This is a genomic window from Stenotrophomonas sp. Sm2128 (assembly GCF_030985535.1).
Classification (GTDB): Bacteria; Pseudomonadota; Gammaproteobacteria; order Xanthomonadales; family Xanthomonadaceae; genus Stenotrophomonas; species Stenotrophomonas maltophilia.
Genome location: NZ_JAPTFQ010000015.1, coordinates 1 through 19,111, shown reverse-complemented (window position 1 = coordinate 19,111; position 19,111 = coordinate 1). Strand labels below are relative to the sequence as shown.

14 protein-coding genes and 1 pseudogene are annotated in these 19,111 nt (G+C 69.0%); 7 read left to right on the top strand and 8 right to left on the bottom strand.

Annotated features, from left to right (window positions below; genetic code table 11):
• Window positions 1–7 precede the first annotated feature (7 nt).
• Window positions 8–979, bottom strand: a complete 972-nt coding sequence (locus O0K41_RS06545) for a LysR family transcriptional regulator (protein WP_164255527.1) — start codon at window positions 977–979, stop codon at window positions 8–10.
• Window positions 980–1,070: 91 nt separating this feature from the next.
• Here O0K41_RS06545 and O0K41_RS06540 point away from each other — a divergent pair, with 91 nt between their 5' ends.
• Window positions 1,071–2,078, top strand: a complete 1,008-nt coding sequence (locus tag O0K41_RS06540; protein ID WP_164223172.1) for a zinc-binding alcohol dehydrogenase family protein — start codon at window positions 1,071–1,073, stop codon at window positions 2,076–2,078.
• A 79-nt stretch (window positions 2,079–2,157) separates the two neighbouring features.
• Here O0K41_RS06540 and O0K41_RS06535 read toward each other — a convergent pair whose 3' ends face one another.
• Window positions 2,158–2,763 carry a glutathione S-transferase N-terminal domain-containing protein gene (locus O0K41_RS06535; protein WP_088435717.1) on the bottom strand — a complete coding sequence of 202 codons (606 nt, stop codon included), beginning with the start codon at window positions 2,761–2,763 and terminating at the stop codon, window positions 2,158–2,160.
• 45 nt (window positions 2,764–2,808) lie between these two features.
• Here O0K41_RS06535 and rmuC point away from each other — a divergent pair, with 45 nt between their 5' ends.
• The 3 genes from rmuC to O0K41_RS06520 all read left to right on the top strand — a co-directional run bounded on the left by rmuC (window position 2,809) and on the right by O0K41_RS06520 (window position 5,510).
• Window positions 2,809–4,368, top strand: coding sequence for a DNA recombination protein RmuC (gene rmuC, locus O0K41_RS06530; protein ID WP_164223169.1), 1,560 nt, complete (start codon window positions 2,809–2,811; stop codon window positions 4,366–4,368).
• A 71-nt stretch (window positions 4,369–4,439) separates the two neighbouring features.
• On the top strand, window positions 4,440–4,838 hold the full coding sequence (locus O0K41_RS06525; protein ID WP_099481639.1) for a hypothetical protein: 399 nt from the start codon (window positions 4,440–4,442) through the stop codon (window positions 4,836–4,838).
• A 126-nt stretch (window positions 4,839–4,964) separates the two neighbouring features.
• A complete protein-coding gene (locus O0K41_RS06520; protein WP_049450034.1) occupies window positions 4,965–5,510 on the top strand; it encodes a glutathione peroxidase in 546 nt (181 codons plus the stop codon).
• A 106-nt stretch (window positions 5,511–5,616) separates the two neighbouring features.
• Here the strand turns inward: O0K41_RS06520 and O0K41_RS06515 are convergent, their stop codons facing one another.
• The 6 genes and pseudogenes from O0K41_RS06515 to O0K41_RS06490 all read right to left on the bottom strand — a co-directional run bounded on the left by O0K41_RS06515 (window position 5,617) and on the right by O0K41_RS06490 (window position 9,716).
• Entirely contained in the window at window positions 5,617–6,633 is a 1,017-nt protein-coding gene (locus O0K41_RS06515) for a VacJ family lipoprotein (protein ID WP_005414957.1), read from the bottom strand.
• 1 nt (window position 6,634) lies between these two features.
• Window positions 6,635–6,946: an STAS domain-containing protein gene (locus O0K41_RS06510; protein ID WP_005414956.1), complete on the bottom strand. Its 312-nt coding sequence runs from the start codon at window positions 6,944–6,946 to the stop codon at window positions 6,635–6,637.
• Entirely contained in the window at window positions 6,936–7,598 is a 663-nt protein-coding gene (locus O0K41_RS06505) for an ABC transporter substrate-binding protein (protein ID WP_049417748.1), read from the bottom strand. The genes O0K41_RS06510 and O0K41_RS06505 overlap by 11 nt, the downstream gene beginning before the upstream one ends.
• 56 nt (window positions 7,599–7,654) lie before the next feature.
• A pseudogene (mlaD, locus tag O0K41_RS06500) lies at window positions 7,655–8,119 on the bottom strand (outer membrane lipid asymmetry maintenance protein MlaD); the annotation flags it as partial.
• 59 nt (window positions 8,120–8,178) lie between these two features.
• On the bottom strand, window positions 8,179–8,928 hold the full coding sequence (locus O0K41_RS06495) for an MlaE family lipid ABC transporter permease subunit (protein WP_005414955.1): 750 nt from the start codon (window positions 8,926–8,928) through the stop codon (window positions 8,179–8,181).
• Entirely contained in the window at window positions 8,928–9,716 is a 789-nt protein-coding gene (locus O0K41_RS06490; RefSeq protein WP_005411704.1) for an ATP-binding cassette domain-containing protein, read from the bottom strand. The genes O0K41_RS06495 and O0K41_RS06490 overlap by 1 nt, the downstream gene beginning before the upstream one ends.
• A gap of 189 nt (window positions 9,717–9,905) precedes the next feature.
• On the opposite strand from O0K41_RS06490, the gene recC reads away from it, so the two are divergent.
• Genes recC through recD form a run of 3 tightly spaced genes read left to right on the top strand, consistent with a single transcriptional unit; the run spans window position 9,906 to window position 18,807 of the window.
• Window positions 9,906–13,253 (top strand): exodeoxyribonuclease V subunit gamma, encoded by a 3,348-nt coding sequence (recC, locus tag O0K41_RS06485; protein ID WP_164223166.1) that lies wholly within the window; start codon window positions 9,906–9,908, stop codon window positions 13,251–13,253.
• Entirely contained in the window at window positions 13,250–16,930 is a 3,681-nt protein-coding gene (gene recB, locus O0K41_RS06480) for an exodeoxyribonuclease V subunit beta (RefSeq protein WP_197592315.1), read from the top strand. The genes recC and recB overlap by 4 nt, the downstream gene beginning before the upstream one ends.
• On the top strand, window positions 16,927–18,807 hold the full coding sequence (recD, locus tag O0K41_RS06475) for an exodeoxyribonuclease V subunit alpha (protein ID WP_164223160.1): 1,881 nt from the start codon (window positions 16,927–16,929) through the stop codon (window positions 18,805–18,807). The genes recB and recD overlap by 4 nt, the downstream gene beginning before the upstream one ends.
• The last annotated feature ends 304 nt before the right edge of the window (window positions 18,808–19,111 follow it).

The following is a 19,111-nucleotide window of genomic DNA, read 5'->3' as shown; positions in this document are numbered from 1 at the left end:
TTCTCTCTTACGGGGGGCTGCCATTGTCGGCCAGCACCGGGGTGGGCGACAGGGGGCGGGGAAGTCCATCGGGCATGCCAGACAGCAGCGGTTGCAGGTGCTGGCGCAGCTGCGCGTGCAGTTGCCGTACCGCGGGCGAGAACTGCTTGCGGTGCGGGCATACCAGCTGCAACGGAATGTGGCTGCCGACGCCGTCGAGCAGCAGCTGCAGGCGTCCGGCCAGCACGTCTTCGCGCAGGTCCAGCCAGGATTTGTAGGTGATGCCTTCGCCGGCCACCGCCCAGCGCCGCACCACGTCGGCGTCGTCGCAGACCAGCGGGCCGCGCACCGGGATCACGGTGCGGCGCCCGTCGACCTCGAACGACCAGCGATCGTAGGCGCGGCCACTGAGCTGGTAGACCAGGCAATCGTGCTCACGCAGTTCGTCCAGGCGCACCGGCGTGCCCCGTCGCTGCAGGTAATCGGGCGACGCCGCGAGCACACGACGGTTGCCTTCCAGCAGGGGCAGGGCCACGTAGTTGGCGTCATCGAAGTGGCCGATGCGGATCGCCACATCAACCGGATCGCGGAACACGTCGGCCACTTCATCGGACAGCCGAAGGTGCAGGCGCAGCCGTGGATGTGCGGCTCGGAATGCGGTCAGCCACGGCAGCAGCAGGTTGCGACCAAAGTCCGACGGTGCCGACAGCTGCAGCGTGCCGTGCAGTTCGGCGTCCTCGCCCTGTACGCGGGCCCGCCCTTCGCGCAGGGTAGCCAGTACCTCCTGCGCATACGGCAGGTACAGCGCGCCCTCGCCGGTCAGGCGCAGGCTGCGGGTGGTACGCACGAACAGGCGCAGGTCCAGTTCGCGTTCCAGCCGCGCCACGGCAGCAGCGACCTGGCCGGGTAACAGATCGGCCTCGCGGGCCGCCTGCGAGAAGCTGCCCAGTGCGGCCGTGCGGACGAACAACTGCAGGTCGTCGAAGCGGATCATCTTCATTGCCGGAGTGAAAGTGCTGCCCGATTCTGCGCCTTTCTGAGCGACCGTGCGCGGCGCAACCTGTGCACTCCTTCCCCACTGGACCGCTGCCATGCGCGCCATTGCCTACACCCACGCCGGCCTGCCGATCGACGACATCCGGGCCCTGATCGATATCGAACTGGAACTGCCGCAGCCCGGCCCACGCGACCTGCGGGTGGCGGTGCGCGCGGTGGCGGTGAACCCGGTCGACACCAAAGTCCGCCGCGGCGTGGCCACCGACGGCCCGCGCGTGCTGGGCTGGGATGCGGTCGGCATCGTCGACGCGGTGGGCAGCGAAGTCACCCTGTTCCAGCCTGGCGACGCGGTCTACTACGCCGGCGTGATCGACCGCCCGGGCAGCAATGCCGAGTACCAGCTGGTGGACGAGCGCAGCGTCGGCCGCAAGCCGGCCAGCCTCGATGATGCCGCCGCCGCCGCGCTGCCACTGACTGCAATCACCGCCTGGGAGCTGCTGTTCGACCGCCTGCGCATCCCCGAGGGCGGTGGCGAAGGCCAGACCCTGCTGGTGATCGGTGCTGCTGGCGGTGTCGGTTCGATCCTGGTGCAGCTGGCACGGAAGCTGACGAAACTGACGGTGATCGGCACCGCATCGCGCCCGGACACCCAGGACTGGGCGTATGCGATGGGCGCGCACCACGTGATCGACCACAGCCTGCCGCTGGCCGAGGGACTGGCACGGCTGGGCATCAGCGAGGTGCAGCACGTGGCCAGCCTGACCCACTCCGACCAGCACTACGCGCAGATCGTGGAGCTGCTGGCGCCGCAGGGCCAGTTCGGCCTGATCGACGATCCGGGCCAAGTGGACGTGATGGCGCTCAAGCGCAAGGCACTGTCACTGCACTGGGAGTCGATGTTCACCCGCCCGCTGTACAAGACCGCGGACATGCAGCGCCAGCACGACCTGCTGAACCGGGTGGCCGAGCTGATCGATGCCGGTGTGCTGCAGACCACCCTGGGCGAGCATTTCGGGCGCATCGACGCGGCCAACCTGCGGCGCGCCCATGCGCTGCTGGAGAGTCACCGCGCCAAGGGCAAGATCGTGCTGGAAGGCTGGTAAGGCCGGGTCGTTCCCGCGCCCTTGGGGTCGCTCTTGGGGTCAGATCCCTTTCCCCCGGGAAAGGGATCTGACCCCTGCCTCAGGCCACGCCATTGTCGACGTGTTCGGCGAAACCGGGCTGCTGGCGCAGGCGTTCGAACCACGCCGCGAGGTGTGGCAGTGCGGGCTTGTGGCCGGGTGTGCTGCGCCAGCGCTGGGTCGACAGCCCCAGCACGATATCGGCGAGGGTAAAGGTGTCGCCCGCCACATAGCCGTCGGAAGCGGCCAGCTGTGCATCAAGCACCCCCATCAACCGGTTCCACTGCGCCAGGCTGGCCTCGGCGCGGGCATCGTCCGGGTAGTCCGGATGCTGGCGCACGCGCGCCATGAACACATGGCGCCAGGCGCTGTTGAGGTCGCTGGACTGCCAGTCCATCCACTGCTCCACCCGGGCCCGGGCCTGCGCTGCTGCGGGCAGCAGGTCGTCACGGCCGGCGCGGGCAGCCAGGTAGCGGCAGATGCTGTTGGACTCCCACAGCACGAAGTCGCCATCGCGCAGCACCGGCACCTGCCGGTTCGGATTCAGTGCGGCCAGCAGGTCCGCGGGTGGCGCAGGCTCGTGGCGCAGGGGCAGATCCAGCCTCGCGCACAGCCACAGCACCTTGCGCACGTTGATGGAGGTGGGCTTTCCGTACAGAGCGAGCATGGTTCTGGCGCAGCAGCTGAGACTCCGCCAGCCTACACTTGCCCCATGCAAACCGAATATCTGCTCATTGGCGGCCTTCTATTGGCCGTGCTCATCCTGCAGCTTGTCGCCCTGCTGCGCCGCCCGCCGCACGACCGCCTCGAACAGGCGGTGCGTGAGGAGGCGCGCGCCGGGCGCAGCGAGCTGCGCGAACAGCTCGATGGCTTTGCCCGCGCGCTGACCGATCTGTCCACCCGCACCGACCAGCGCTTGGACCTGCTGCGCGAGGCGCTGGGCGAGGACGCCCGCAAGGCGCGTGCCGAGGCGGCGGAGAGCCAGCAGCGTGGCGCCGCACTCATGGGGCAGCGCCTGCAGGAACTGCGCGGCCAGCTGGAAACCTTCGGCCAGCAGCAGGAAGCGCGCATCCACGCCTTCGGCCAGCAGCTGCAGGAACTCACCGGGCGTACCGACACCCAGCTGGGTGCGTTGCGCCAGACCCTGGTCGATGACGCGCGCAAGGGCCGCGAGGAAGGCGCGCAGTCGCAGCAGCGCCTGACCGAAAGCCTTGGCCTGCGCCTGCAGGAACTGACCCAGCGCAACGAACAGCGCATCGCCGAGATGCGCGCCACGCTGGAAGAGCAGCTGCGCGCGCTGCAGAACGACAATGCGCAGAAGCTGGAGCAGATGCGCCACACCGTGGACGAAAAGCTGCAGTCGACGCTGGAAACACGCCTGGGCAACTCCTTCAAGCTGGTTTCCGAGCGCCTGGAACAGGTGCAGCGCGGTCTTGGCGAGATGCAGCAGCTGGCCACCGGCGTTGGCGATCTCAAGCGTGTGCTGACCAACGTCAAGAACCGTGGCAGCTGGGGCGAAGTACAGCTGGAGAACATCCTCGAACAGACGCTCACCCAGGAACAGTACGCGCGGGCAGTGAAGGTACGCCCGGACAGTGGCGAGATGGTCGATATCGCGGTGCGCCTGCCGGGCCGCAGCAGCGACGACACGCCGGTGTGGCTGCCGATCGACTCCAAGTTCCCGCGCGAGGACTACGAGCGCCTGCTCGACGCGCAGGAACAGGGTGACGCCGACGGCGTGCGCCTGCAGGGCATCCAGCTTGAACGCGCGGTGCGCGTGCAGGCCAAGTCGATCTGCGACAAGTACATCGCGCCGCCGCACACCACCGACTTCGCGGTGATGTTCCTGCCAACCGAAGGCCTGTATGCCGAAGTGATCCGGCGCCCGGGCCTGGTCGACCTGTTGCAGCGCGAGCACCGCGTGGTGGTGGCTGGACCGACCACGGTCACCGCGCTGCTCAGCAGCCTGCAGATGGGCTTCCGCACGCTGGCCATCGAGCAGCGTTCCAGCGAGGTGTGGAGCCTGCTGGGTGCGGTGAAGAGCGAGTTCGGCAAGTTCGCCGGCATTCTCGAGAAGGCCGAGAAGCAGATCACCACGGTCGGCCGCAGCATCGGCGAAGCCAGCCGCAAGACGCGCACCATCGAACGGCGCCTGCGCGGCGTGGAGTCGCTGGCGTCAGAGCAGGCGCAATCCCTGCTGGGCGGCCTGGCCGATGCTGATGCCACGGCCGAGGACGAAGGCAACGAAGGCGACGACGGCGACGAAGCCTGAGCTACGTCGACACGCCGCCTGCATGGTCGATGCGTATGCTGGCGGCCTGTCCTACTGGATCAGGTAACGCCATGCGCCTGCGCCTCTGCACCAGTCTCATCCTGACCGCGCTGCTTGTCGCCTGCAGCAGCGCACCGCCGGCTGCCAATCCGGCGGCGGCACCCGCCGCAGCCACCAGTCCCGAAGCGGCCGAGGCCTACCGCGAAGCGCGCGATGTGGACTGCCAGGCCGCTGGCGGCACCCTGCAGCGGCTGGGCCGGCTGCAGCGCGAACAGTGCGTGATTCCCTACGCCGATGCCGGCAAGGCCTGCAGCCGCAAGAGCGACTGCACGGGCCAGTGCCTTGCCGGCGGCGAAGTGGCGGTTGGCGGCGCCGCCACCGGCACCTGCCAGCGCGATGCCCGCCAGAACTTCGGCTGCCGCCAGCGCATTGATGAGGGCAAGGCGCAGGGCATGATCTGCGTGGACTGATCGTAGTGCCGGCAGCCTCATGAACCCTTGCGAACGATCGCACGATTGCCGGCCAGCGGCCGGCACGACCGACATCGCGCGGCGCTATGCTGGTGGGCCATTCCCCGCTGTTGCCGGAGCCCCCGCGTGAGCACTTCGATCCAGGACATTTCCCTCACCACCATCGACGGCCAGCCGTCCTCGCTTGCCGACTACCAGGGCAAGGTACTGCTGCTGGTCAACGTCGCCTCCAAGTGCGGCCTGACCCCGCAGTACGAAGGCCTGCAGGCGCTGTATGCGGAAAAGCACGCACAGGGCCTGGAAGTGCTGGGCTTCCCGGCCAACAACTTCCTCGGCCAGGAGCCGGGCAGCGAAGCGGAGATCCAGCAGTTCTGCCAGCTCACCTACGATGTCAGTTTCCCGATGTTCTCCAAGATCAGCGTGGCCGGTGACGACACCCACCCGCTGTACCAGCAGCTGATCGCTGCGCAGCCGCAGTCGATCGGCGAAGGCCCGCTGCGCGAGCGCCTGGCCAGCAAGGAGATTCCGATCCACGCCGCGCCGGCGGTGCTGTGGAACTTCGAGAAGTTCCTGGTCGGCCGCGACGGCAAGGTCATCGCCCGCTTCGCCCCGGACGTGGCGGCTGACGACGCGCGCCTGCGCGAAGCCATCGAAGCCGCGCTGGCTGCCTGATCGGCCGGGGTCGGATCCCTTTCCACGGGAAAGGGCTCCGACCCCACCCACGGCGCCAAAGAAAAACCCCGCCGAGGCGGGGTTTTTCATGCGTCGCTGACAGGACTCAGTGCGTCCACTGCGGCATCGGCATCGCATCGACCGGGATCGGCGAATTGGCGTCGTCGTGGCCACGCTCGCGCTTGCTGCGCAGATCGTTCTCGATCTGGTAGTTGCGACGCTGCATCCATGCATCGCGCACCAGCGAGTACTCGTCCACGGCAGTGTCACGCAGGTCGTCGATCGCCAGCAGCTGCGCGCGGGTATCGACCAGCTGCAGGCCCTGCAGGCCGATGCGGACCTTGTCCTCTTCGATACGGCGGATCGGCGACAGCGGAATGTCGCCGGCCAGGCCGAACACGTCGCGCACGGTACGCGGGCCGAAGAACGGCAGTTCCACGTAGCGCGAACGACGCCAGCCCCAGGCACCCAGGGTCTGGCCGAAGTCCTCATTGCGGCGCGGCACCATCGCCTTGCTGGCCGGATCGAACAGGCCACCGATGCCCAGCGTGCTGTTCATCAGGAAGCGGCCGAGGCTGTCCCATGCATCGGCACCGCGGCCCTGCAGCAGCTGGTTGGTGATGGTCACCGGCGCGCGCAGGTTGCTGAAGAAGTTGCTGACGCCGGTGCGGGCGAAGCGCGGCACCACGTGGGTATAGGCGGTGGCCAGCGGACGCGCGACGCCGCGGTCGACCGCGTTGTTGAACTTGTGCACCTTGCGGTTGAACGGTTCCCACGGATCGTAGGCCGCTGCGTTGGTGGTGTTGCCGGCACCGCCATAGAGGGCATCGAAGTCGTCATCGCCACCGGGCGCGGTGGCGGCTGAGGTCTTCGCCGCGCTGCCGTCGCCGCTGTCGGTGGGAGCAGCCGGCGACGATGCGGCAGCCGCCGGCGGATTGGCCACCGGCGCGACCGGAGCAGCGTCAGCCGTGCCGGCATCGGTGGCCGCGACGGCGGGCGAGGTGGAAGAACTGGCCGGGACCACGGTGCTGGCTGCCGGTGCATCGCTGCGCGCGGGCTTGCCGGCACAGGCGGTGAGGGCGGTGGCCAGGACGATCAGGGGGAGAGTGCGCACGACGTTCATGTCAGCTCGCAGCAGAAGTAGCGTTGAAATCCAGGTTGGGCGACAGCCGGTAGGCCGCGCTCAGTTCGTTGTAGCCAGCCGGCGCGCCGGTGATCACCAGCGGATGGCCGGCCTTGCGCGCACGTGCCGCCAGCTCGGCCAGCAGGGCCAGGCCGGCGCTGTCCACGCGTTCGACCTCAGCCAGATCCAGCCGTGCCAGCTTTGCCGGCAGGGCCTGCAGCTGCGGCCATAGCGCGATCACCGCAGCGCGGTCGAGCACCCCGCGCAGGCGCAGGGTGTCGCCTTCCAGCAGCGCCAGTGCGTTACTTGCCATTGCCCGCGGGCCCGGCCTGCATGCTGCCGCTGTGCAGCTCGCTGGCCACCTGCTTGATGCCCTTCTGGCGCAGCGGGGTGTCGAACTGGTTGCGGAACGTCTGCACGTAGGAGATGCCTTCGATGTTGACGTCGAAGATCTTCCACTGGCCGTTCACGTTGCGCATCCAGTACTCGACAGGGGTCGGCTCGCTGCCGGCACGCACCAGCTCGGTGCTCACGCGCACGCCGCGGTTGCCCGGCAGCGGGCTTTCACCCTTCAGGCGGAAGCTCGGCTTGCCCTGGATGTTGAGCAGGGTCGAACCGTAGCGCTGCATGAGGCTGTCGGCCATGGCATCGGCGAACAGCTTGATGTCGGCATCCGAGGCACCACGGGCGTGCGGGCCCAGCACCAGGCGCGCGGCATAGTCGCGGTCGAAGGTGCGGTTCAGTTCGCTGTCGATGTAGTTGCGCAGGCTGGCCGGGTTGCTGCCGAATTCGCTCCTGCGCTGCTGCAGGGTGGTGAGGATGCGCGTGCTGGCATCGATCACCACCTTGCCGGCCTGGCCCTGCGCCGCGGCAGCGGCGGGGGCGGCGGCCTGGGCCTGGGCGAGGAACGGAGTAGCCACCAGCAGCGCCGAGGCGAGCAGGGCCGGGATCAGTTTCATCTTCATGGTTGCGGTTCCGTTGCAGGCGCCTGCGCGCCATCGTTGGGCTTCTGAGCAGCGCCGCCACCGGCGCCGCCACTGAACATGTACTTGCCGACCAGCTGGATCAGGTCAACCGCCGGCTGGGTGAAGACAATTTCGTCGCCGGCCTTCAGCACGTCCGGATCACCGCCCGGCTGCAGTCCGATATAGCTCTCGCCGAGCAAACCACTGGTGAAGATGCCGGCCGAGGTGTCCGCCGGCAGGTCCTTGACCTTGCTGTCCATGCGCAGGGTCACGATCGATTCGAACTTCACCGGGTCCAGGTCGATGGAGGCGACCTGGCCGACGGTGACGCCGCCGATCTTCACCGGCGCCTGCTTGCGCAGTTGGCCGACCTGGGAGAAGCGCGCCTTCAGCTCGTAGCCCTGGCTGCCCCAGCTCCAGCGCTGGTTGGTCGAGGCCACCGCCAGCACCATCAGCGAGGCCAGGGCCAGCAGCAGGAAAGCGCCGACGGAGAATTCGAGTCTGGGACCGCGGATGGCCATGTGGATTACCTGATCGAGTCGTGGTGGCCGCGCGCGCCTGCGCACCGCCGGTGGAGGGGTTAGGTGAACAACATTGCCGACAGAACGAAGTTGAACATCAGCACCAGCAGCGAAGCGTTGACCACTGCACGGGTGGTCGCCACCGACGTGCCTTCAATGGTCGGCTCGGCATGGAAACCAACATAGGCGGCGACCAGCGCGGCGGTGCCGCCGAAGATCGCCGACTTCAGCATCGCCACGCCGAAGTCATCCCAGAAATCGACGCTGTTGCGCAGCGCCGACCAGAACACGCCATTGTCCAGGCCCAGCACGTGCACGGCCTCGAAGTAGCTGGCACTGATCGCCAGCGAGCAGAAGATGCCGGTCAGCAGCGGCACGGTCAGCACCGCCGCCCAGAAGCGTGGCGCCACGGCCTTGGCCACCGGGTCGATCGCCATCAGCTCCAGCGCCTTGATCTGGTCGGTGGCGCGCATCAGGCCCAGCTCGGCGGCGATCGAACTGCCGGCGCGGCCGATGAACAGCAGCGCAGTCAGCACCGGCGCCAGTTCGCGGTACAGCGACAGGCCAAGCAGGGTCGACAACGCGTCGGCCGCGCCGAAGGTGGTCAGCGTGCGGTAGCCCTGCAGGGTCAGCACCAGGCCGACGAAGGCGCCACCGACGGCGATGATCGGCAGCGAGCGCGCGCCGATCTTGTAGATCTCGCGGGTCAGTTCGGCCAGGAAATCACGGGTCGGCAGGGAACCGCGCAGCACGGTCAGCGAGAACAGGCCGGCGCGACCCAGCGAGCGGGTGGCTTGGACGAACGGCATCAGGCAACCCTCGCGCGTGGCGCGGCATCGAACGGAATCGGGCCATCCGGCTGGCCATGCAGGAACTGCCGCAGCAGCGGATCCTGGCTGGACTGCAGTGCCTCGGGCGTCCCCTGGAACACGACGCCGCCATTGGCGATGGCGATCACCTGGTCGCAGATCGGCAGGGTCTCGTGCACGTGGTGGCTGACGATGATGCTGGTCAGGCCCAGGCTGTGGTTGAGGCGCTGGATCAGGCTCATGATCACCCCGGAGGCGATCGGGTCCAGCCCGGTCAGCGGCTCGTCGTAGATCATCAGCGGCGGGTCCAGCGCCAGCGCACGGGCCAGCGCCACGCGGCGCGCCATGCCGCCGGACAGTTCGCGCGGCCAGGCGTCGGCGGCGGCCAGCAGGCCCACCGCATGCAGCTTCATCTCCACCAGCCGGCGCAGCACGGCGGCCGGCAAGCGGGTATGCGTACGCAGCGGCAGGGCGACGTTCTCGGCCACGGTGAGGTCGGTCAGCAGACCATTGCCCTGCAGCAGCACGCCCACGCTCTTGCGCATCTCCAGCAGCGCGCTGCTGTCATGCGGGATCGGCTTGCCGAACAGGGTGACGTCGCCGGCCACCGGTCGCAGTTCGCCGGTCAGCGCCGCCAGCAGGGTCGACTTGCCGCTGCCGGAGGGGCCGAGCACGGCGGTGATACTGCCCTGCGGCACCTGCAGCGACACGTCACGCAGGATCGTGCGTCCGCTCCGGTCGATGCGGACGTTGGACAACTGCACCAGACTGGAGGTGGAAGCCGACATGGGCACCATTAACGTTTTTTAGACATCGAAGGATCGGGCCAGCCGGCTGAACATAAGCAGACTGGACGGTCCAGTATTGTTGCACGGCAGGGCGGGGCGCAGGCCGGGACAATCGGCCGGCAGCCCGGAACAATCCGTACCGTCGATGGGCCGACCATTGAATACTGCCTGCCGTCCTGCACACTGTGCATGATGAGTGACCCAGGCAGCGATTTCCGCCTCTACCATTCCAACTCGCTGGACGTGCTGGCCGCGCTGCTGGCGCGCAACGTGCGTGCGCCGGTGCCAGGCCAGCCGTTGTTGGCGCCGGAACTGGTGTTGATCCCGCAGGTGGCGATGCGCCGCTGGCTGCAAGCGACACTGGCCGCCGAATTCGGTGTCGCCGCCAACCTCGAATTCCTCACCCCGGGCGAGTTCGTGGCCCGCGCGCTGAAGGCCAACGTCAGCGGCGAGCAGGACGATCTGGACGCGGCCGGCTTGCACTGGAAGCTGTACCAGGCCCTGCGCGACCCGACATTGCTGGCGCAGCCACCGATGCGTGCGCTGCAGTCCTATCTTGCCGGCGGTGACGCATTGAAACCCTGGGCGCTGGCCGGCGAGCTGGCCTCGGTATTCGAGAAGTACCAGGCGTGGCGCCGTGACTGGCTGCTGCGCTGGGCAGCCGGTGCCGATCCTGCCGACCCGCAGGCGATCCTGTGGCGCACCATCACCCAGGGCCACGACTACCGCGCGCGCCGCATCCAGGAATACCTGGACCGTTTCGAAGGTGCCGGCCAACCGCTGCCGAAGGGCTTGCCACCGCGCATGTCTGCGTTCGCAACGCTCAACATCTCGCCCGACGTGCTGCGGGTGATGGCCACCCAGGCGCGGGTGGGCGAACTGCATTTCTATATGCCTACCCCGGTGCAGTCGTACTGGGGTGACCTGCAGACGCTGGCCGAGCGCCTGCGCAGCGGCGCACCGGACCCCTTCGGCGAAGCGGCCGGCGAGAACCGCCTGCTGGAAGCCTGGGGTGCGGCCGGGCGCGACTTCATGGCGGTGCTGGGCAGTTACGAGGTGGTGCATCCGGCCGGCGAAATCGCTGCCTATTCCGATCCGGAGGAGGACACTCGCCCGACCCTGGACGAAGGCGGCCTGTCCGACAGCCTGCTGCATCGCCTGCAGCGTGACCTGTTCCACCGCCGCGCGCTGCCCTCGGGCGAGCTGCGCGACGGCCTGCGCAGCGACGACCCCAGCCTGCAGGTGCATGCCTGCCATACCCGCCTGCGCGAGCTGCAGGTGCTGCACGACCAGCTGCGCAGCCTGCTGCAGGACCCGCGCTTCGACCCGCCGCTGCAGGCGCGCGAGATCGCGGTGCTGGCGCCGGACATCGATCCCTATGTGCCGTACCTGGAAGCGGTGTTCGGCGGTCGCGGCGGCGAGGAGGAACACATTCCGTATGCGCTGGCCGACAGCAGTCCGCTGGCCGGCGAGCCGTTGGCCGATGTGTTCGTGCACCTGCTGGGCCTGCCGGTCTCGCGCTTTGGCTTGAACGAAGTGCTGGACCTGCTGGCCAGCGCGCCGCTGGCCGAGGCGGCCGGGCTGGAGGCGGTGGACTTCGACCGCCTGCATGGCTGGCTGCAACAGGCCGGTGCACGCTGGGGCCTGGATGCGAAACACCGCAACCAGCACCAGGCACCGGCCGACGACGCCTACACCTGGCAGTTCGCGCTGGATCGCCTGGTACTCGGCCACGCCACCGGCAGCGAGGCCGACCTGGCCGGCGTGGCGCCGTGGATCGAACTGGAAGGCGGTGCGCTGGACGCGCTGGACCGGCTGCTGCGCCTGCTGCGCGTGCTGGCCATCTACCAGCGCCGACTGGGCGAGCTGCTGACCCCGGCGCAGTGGCGGCAACGCCTGCTGTCGCTGCTGGATGCACTGCTGCCCACCGCGCCCAGTTCCCCCAACAGCCAGCGCGCGCTGGAGCGCCTGCGCAAGCTGCTCAACCAGTTCGCCGACGATGCCGCCAAGGCCGGCTTCGAGGAAGGCGTGCCGCCGGAGGTGGTGCGCGCGCACTTCGCCGGCGCGCTGGGCGAGGCCGATACGCGCGCACCGCTGCTGACCGGTGGCATCAGTTTCGGCCGCATGGTGCCGATGCGCCTGCTGCCGTTCCGGGTGATCTGCGTGCTCGGCCTCAATGATGGCGATTTCCCGCGCCGTGACCCCGCTGCCGGTCTCAACCAACTCACCGCCGAGCTGGATACGCCGCGCCGCCGTCCGGGCGACCGCTCCACCCGCGAGGATGACCGCTTCCTGTTCCTGCAGCTGTTCGCCGCCGCGCAGGAGGTGTTCTATCTCAGCTATCTCGGCGCCGATCCGCGCGATGGCAGCGTGCGCGAGCCGTCGGTACTGGTCAGCGAACTGATCGATGCCGCCGCCGCGTATCACCTCGATCCGCCTGCAGCGGCCCGTGACTTCACCGTGCGACATGCCCTGCAGCCGTTCTCACCGGCGGCGTTCGGTGATGGCGATCCACGTCGCTTCAGCTATCGCCGCCAGTGGCATCCGGCCGCCGGTCGTCTCACCGGCCAGCGCGGCGGCCTGCAGCCATGGTTCGATGCTCCATTGCCGCCGCCGCTCGACGATGCGGTGGAAGACGAAGTCGCGCTCGATACCCTGCGCCGCTTCCTGTGCGACCCGGCCGGGCAGTTCCTCGCACAGTCGCTGGGCCTGCGCCTGGCCGACGACGTCGAGGAAGTCGATGACCTGGAACCGCTGGTGCTGTCCTCGCGCGGGCCGGAAAAACGCAGCGTGCAGGCCGCGGTGGTACGTGCCACGCTCAGCGGCGATACCGAGCCGTTGTACCCGCGACTGCGCGCGCGCGGCCTGCTGCCGTCGGGTCCATTGGGCGAGCGTCAGTTCGAGGTGGAACAATTGAAGACCCGCCCGTATGCCAGTGCGTTGCTGGGCTGGATGCAGGGCGAACCGCTGGAAAGCCGTCGCTACGAAGTGGAGATTGATGGCGTGCGCCTGCATGGCCGCGTGGCCGATCGCCATCCCGAAGGGCTGGTGCGCCTGCGTGCGGGCACACTCAATGGCAATGCAGTGATCCGCCACGGCCTGGACTGGCTGCTGGCGAACGCTGCGGGCGATACGCTGCCGCTTGTGCAGTTCCATGATGGCGGCGACGCCGGTCCCGGCCCGCATGTACTGCCGGCACTGAGCGTTCCCGCTGCACGTGCGGCGCTGCGTGCGCTGCTGCAGCTGCGCCAGCGTGGCCTGCGCGAGCCGCTGCGCTTTGCCCCGTACACCGGCTGGGTGCTGTACAACGCGCCGGCAGAAAAGCAGCGCAGCGAAGGCTGGAAGCAGTGGCACGGCAGCGACCGCAGCTGGGGTGAATCCAGCAGCGACGCCTGGCAGCTGCTGCTGCGCGGTGCCGACCCGTTCGCTACCGATGCCAGCTACGCTGACCTGCTGCGCAACAGCCAGCTGGTCTTCAGCGCGGTGCGCGAAGGCCGCGCTCTCGGCGCCGAAGCACGCCAGGAGGGCGACGCATGAACACCGCCATCGCCGAAGACGGCCTCGAATCCCTCAGCCGCGATCCCTATCTGGCGCTGTCGCTGGAGGGCATCCGGCTGATCGAAGCCAGCGCCGGCACCGGCAAGACCTTCACCCTGGCCACGTTGTTCACCCGCCTGGTGGTGGAGCAGGGCCTGCGCATCGGCCAGATCCTGGCGGTGACCTTCACCGATGCCGCCACGCAGGAACTGCGCAAGCGCATCCGCGAGCGCCTGGCGCTGGCCGCGCGCCTGGTCGACATGGAAGCGGCCGACGGTGAAGCACCGGAGGTACGATTGACGCGCGACGTGCTGCAGCGCCATCTGCAGGGCGGCACCGAGAGCGCCGCCGCACTGAAACGCCGCCTGCAGGTGGCCGCAGACGAGATCGACCTGGCGTCCATCTTCACCATTCATGGTTTCTGTACCCGCGTGCTGCGCGAGCATGCGCTGGAAAGCGGCCACACCTTTGATCCGCCGGAACTGCTGGCCAGCGACCGTGAACTGCTGGAGGAGCTCGCGGCCGATCTGTGGCGCGTGCATGCCAACGACCCGGCCACGCTGGAGCCGCTGACCTGGCTGTGGTCCAGCCCCGACGCGCTGGCCGCCGATCTGCGCGCGCTGCTGGGCACACCGCCGCTGCATCCGCTGCCACGGCCTGCGGCGCTGGCCGATCCACGCCCGGCATTGCAGAGCGCGGCGGAAGCCCTGTCCGCAAGCGTGCGCGAGCATGGCGAGCAGTTCTTCATCGACCTCTGCGATGCCGTCGACAACAAGTGGCTCAACGGCGTGTCATACAAGCTGGGCTGGCTGCACCCGCTGGGCCGGCAGCTGCTGGCCTGGGCCGAGCGCGCCGACCCGCGCGAGCTGCTGGCCAGCGATCGCCTGCCGGCACTGCTGCCGGAGGTGCTGGCCGACAAGACCAACAAGAAATTTCCTGATCGCACGCCGTCGTCGCCATTGCAGGCGCCGTTGGCGCGCTATGTTGCGCTGCTGGCCGAACGCGATGCCTGGCTGCGTGGCACCGCGCTGGATTTCCTGCACACGCTTCGCGCCGAAGCCACGCAGCGCCTGCAGGCGCTGAAGCGTACGCGCCGGGTACAGACCTACGACGATCTGATTGATGGCGTAGCGCTCGCCCTGGAAGGCCCGCAGCGGCTGACGCTGGTCAGGCAACTGCGTGCGCAGTACCGCATCGCGCTGGTCGATGAGTTCCAGGACACCGACGATCGCCAGTGGGGCATCTTCCACACCGTGTTCGGCGATTCGCCGGAGGTGCGCGAACTCGACCTGGCGCCGGCGCTGTTCCTGATCGGCGACCCCAAGCAGGCGATCTACGGTTTCCGCGGTGGCGACATACACACCTACCTGAAGGCCAAGCAGGTGGCGCAGCAGGCGCCGGTGCTGGACCAGAACTTCCGCTCGCGACCGTCTGTGTTGCGCGCGTTGCAGGCGCTGTACGACAACGGTGGCGAAGACGCCTTCCTCGAACGCGACATCCGGTTCGAGCCGGTGCGGCCCGGTGGCGTGCGCAGCGATGCGGACTACCTGCGCGACGGCCAGGCCGCCAAGGCACTCACCCTGCGCGTGCTGCGCAGTGGCGGTGACAAGGCGATGAGCGCCGATGCCTCGCGCGATGCGGCGACCCAGGCCTGCGTGGCCGCGATTCACCAGATCCTGGTCGATGCGCGCACGGGCAATGCCGTGTTGCGTGAGCGACCGGTGCAGCCCGGTGATATCGCGGTGCTGGTGCGCTCGCATCGCGAGGCCACCCTGGTACAGCGCGCGCTGGCCGCGGTCGGCATTCCCGCGGTGGCGGCCGGCAAGCAGAGCCTGTTCGCCACTGCTGAAGCCCGCGACCTTCGTGCGCTGCTGCTGGCACTGCTGCAACCGGCCGACGAAGGCCGCCTGCGTGCAGCGCTGGCCACCGTGCTGCTTGGCCAGCGGGCCAGCGCGATCGCGGCAATGGAACGCGAAGGTGACCTGCAACGCGGGTTCCAGGCACAGCTGCTGCATTGGCGCGAGCGCTGGCAGCGCGGCGGACCGTTCGCAGTGATTGCCGATGTCTGTGCCGCACAGGGTGAACGCCTGCTGGCGCTGATCGATGGCGAGCGCCGCCTGACCAATTACCTGCAGCTGGGTGAACTGCTGCAGGAGGCCTCGGCGCAGGCGCTGGGCATGCATGGCCTGCTGGACTGGCTGCAGGGGCAGATGGCCAGTGCCGACCAGGATGACGAGCAGCAGCTCCTGCGCCTGGAGTCGGATGCGCGCCGCGTGCAGATCATCACCCTGCACAAGAGCAAGGGCCTGGAGTATCCGCTGGTGTTCCTGCCCTTCGTCGGCATCGACGGCGGCGCGCCGAACACCGCCTCGCACTGCGCCGTGCACGTTGGCGGCCAGCGCCAGCTGCACTGGAAGCTGGACAAGGACGAGGCCTGGGAAGCGGCCAACGCGCAGCGTGAGCGCGAGCAGCGTGCCGAGGATGCGCGCCTGCTGTATGTGGGACTGACCCGCGCCGAGCATGCGCTGTGGATCGCCGTGGGTGATCTGGCCGGGCTCGGCAAGACGCGGCTGGCGCCGCTGCTGGGTGACCTGCAGGCGCTGCGCGGGCTCGCCGATGTGCACATCGATGACAGCGAGGCGCCGGCCGCACTGCCGCAGCTGGCGGCCGAAGTGGAAGGTGACCTGCCGGCGGTACGTGCACTGACCCGGCGCGTGCCGCATGACTGGTGGGTGTACAGCTTCACCCAGCTGGCGCATGCCGATGCGGGCGCTGGCAGTGATATTGAAGCCGCCGCGACCGAGCTGCCGGCACCGGCCGCCGATGAACCGGCCGGCCCGGAACTGCCGCTGGAACCGGCGCTGCCCGAACCCACCGCCGTCGTCGAAGACAGCGCGCCGATCGACCCGCGCTTCATGGGCAGCCGCTTCGGCAACGTGCTGCACGAGGCGATGGAGAACGTCGACTTCGCTGCCTGGGGTGACTGGCAGCCGGGCCGGGAAGCGCCCGAGGGACAGGCCGAGGTGCTACGCAAGGCGCTGCATGACGAAGGCTATGCCGACGTCGACCTGGACGATGGCGTGGCCGTGCTGGTGCCGCTGGTCGGCCACACGCTCACCGTGCCGCTGCCCGAAGGCGGCGCCCTTTACAGCCTGGGCGAAGGCGAGCGGCGCGCGGAAATCGACTTCCATTTCGCCATCGAGCCGACCACGGTGCCGGCGCTGCTGCAGGTGCTGCATGCCCACGGTGTTTCCAGTGGTCGTCGAGGCTTCGGCCAGCGCCGCCGCCTGGAAGGGCTGATGACCGGCATGATCGACCTGACCTACGTGCGCGACGGGCGCTGGTACGTGCTCGACTACAAATCCAATCGTCTGCCCGGCTACAGCCAGGACCTGCTGGCCATCGCCATGCGCCACAGCGAGTACGACCTGCAGGCGCTGATCTATACCGTGGCCCTGCATCGCTGGCTGCGCTTCCGCCTGGGCGCGGCCTACGACTACGAGCGTGACATGGGCGGCATCCGCTACCTGTTCTGCCGCGGCCTGGATGGCACCGGCAACGGCGTGCACGTGGACCGCTTCCCGCTGGCGCTGGTGGATGCACTGGATGCGTTGTTCGCCGGTGGCGAACAGGCCCAGGCCGAACTGGCCGCACGTGCCCGTGGGGCCAGCGCATGAGCCTGCTGAAGGAACTGCACCAGAAGGGCCTGCTGCGCACCCTCGACCACGCGTTGGCGACCAGCCTGATGCGGCTGCGCGGCGACACGCCGGAGAGCGTGGCGCTGGCGGCGGCGCTGGCCTCGCTGGCGGTGGCGCAGGGCCACGCCGGCTTCGATCCGGCGCAGCCGCAGCGCCTGCTGGAAGGGGTGCCCGAGTGGCCCGCCGCGCAGGACTGGCTGGCACAACTGCGCGCATCGCCTTGGGTGGCTATACCCGAGCAGGCCGACGCCATCGCCGAGGATGCGCCGCTGGTGCTGGAGAACGGCCTGCTCTACCTGCGCCGCTACCGCGAGTACGAACGGCAGCTGGCCGCCGGGCTGCAGCGCATCGGCCGGCATCCGCTGCCGGCACCGGACATGGCAGCGCTGGCACCGTTGTTCGCGCAGCTGTTCCCGCAGGCATCGGGCAGCGAGGATCACCAGGCCCGTGCCGCCGGCGTGACCCTGCGCCATCCGCTGGCGCTGGTGACTGGCGGCCCCGGCACCGGCAAGACCACCACCATCGCGCGCCTGTTGCTGCTGCTGGCGGCGCAGGCCCGGCACGCCGGCCAGCCGCTGCCCGAAGTGGCGCTGGCCGCGCCTACCGGACGCGCCGCCGAGCGCATGGCCGAGAGCCTGCGTCTGGCCGTGCAGCGCCTGCAGGAGCACGGCGTGGACCCGGCGCTGTGCGCGGCATTGCCCAGTACCGGCACCACCCTGCATCGCCTGCTCGGCGTGATCCCGGATTCGCCGCGCTTCCGCCACCACGCCGACAACCCGTTGCCGGTGGACGTGGTGGTGGTCGACGAAGCTTCGATGATCGATCTGCCGATGATGGCCAAGCTGGTCGACGCGATCGCCAGCGGCACCCGGTTGATCCTGCTTGGCGACCCCGATCAGTTGCCCTCGGTCGAAGCCGGCGACGTGCTCAGTGCGATCCTGCGTGCCAGCGGTGATGGCATCGGTACCCGCGCCGACGACGCGCAGGCACTGCATGGCCTGCTGGCGCCGGCCACGCTGCAGCCGCAGGCGGCACCACGCGCCTTCGCTGGCCGCCGGGTGCAGTTGCAGCGGGGTTACCGGCAGAGCGATGCGCTGGACCTGGCACCGCTGGCGCATGCCGTGCGCGAGGGCGACAGCAGTACCGCGCTGCAGCTGCTGCGCGGCGGTGCATTGGCCGGCGTGCATTTCCACGAAGGTGAGGCCGACCCATTGCGTGGCCAGCGCGAGCATCTGCGCGGCCATTGGCGCGCACTGGCCGACGCGGCCGATCCAGTGCTCGCCCTGCAGCAGGCCGGGCGCCTGCGCGTGCTGACCGCGTTGCGCGAAGGCCCGCAGGGCGCGCGCGGGCTCAACAGCCGAATCGAACAGCTGCTGGCCGGCAACACCCCGGGCTACTTCCAGGGTCGCCTGCTGCTGGTCACCGAGAACAGCTACCGGCACCGCCTGTTCAACGGCGATATCGGCATCTGCCTGCGCGATGACAGTGGCGCGATGGTGGCCTGGTTCCCCGGTGACACCGTTGACCAGCCGCGCGCCTTCCACCCGGCCGCACTGCCCGCACACGAAAGCGCCTTTGCGATGACCGTGCACAAGGCGCAGGGCTCGGAGTTCGATGAAGTGTGGTTGCAGCTGCCGCGCCAGGACAGCCGCGTGCTGTCGCGCGAGCTGGTCTACACCGGCCTGACCCGCGCCCGCCAGGTGCTGCATGTGGCGGGCAGCGCAGAGGTGCTGCAGGCCGCGTTGAAACGCCACGCCAGCCGATTGGGTGGCCTGGCCTGGCGGCTGGGTGCGGAAGCGGTGGCCGAAGCACCGGCGCGCATCGAACAGCCCACGGTGCAGGGCCAGTTGTTCTGAATCGGGGTCGGATCCCGTTCCCATCGGGAACGGGATCTGACCCCTTCACCTGATCGCCAGGCAGAAGCAGTCGAGCATGGCTCGACTTTACAACAGCGTACTTCGATCATTCCGACGTTCATCCACGCATGCCGGGATCTACCGTGTCGACCAAGGTCGACACCCACCAGAGCAGAACGCCGTGCCGGCAGATCGCAGGAAACTGTCGAAGGCGGGGTGGGTCCGGGTGCGGGGGCGTGAGCCGCATGGGCCCGAGGCATGCCTCGGGCGGGTTGGGCAGGACGCCCAACCCCGGTCTTGCCGT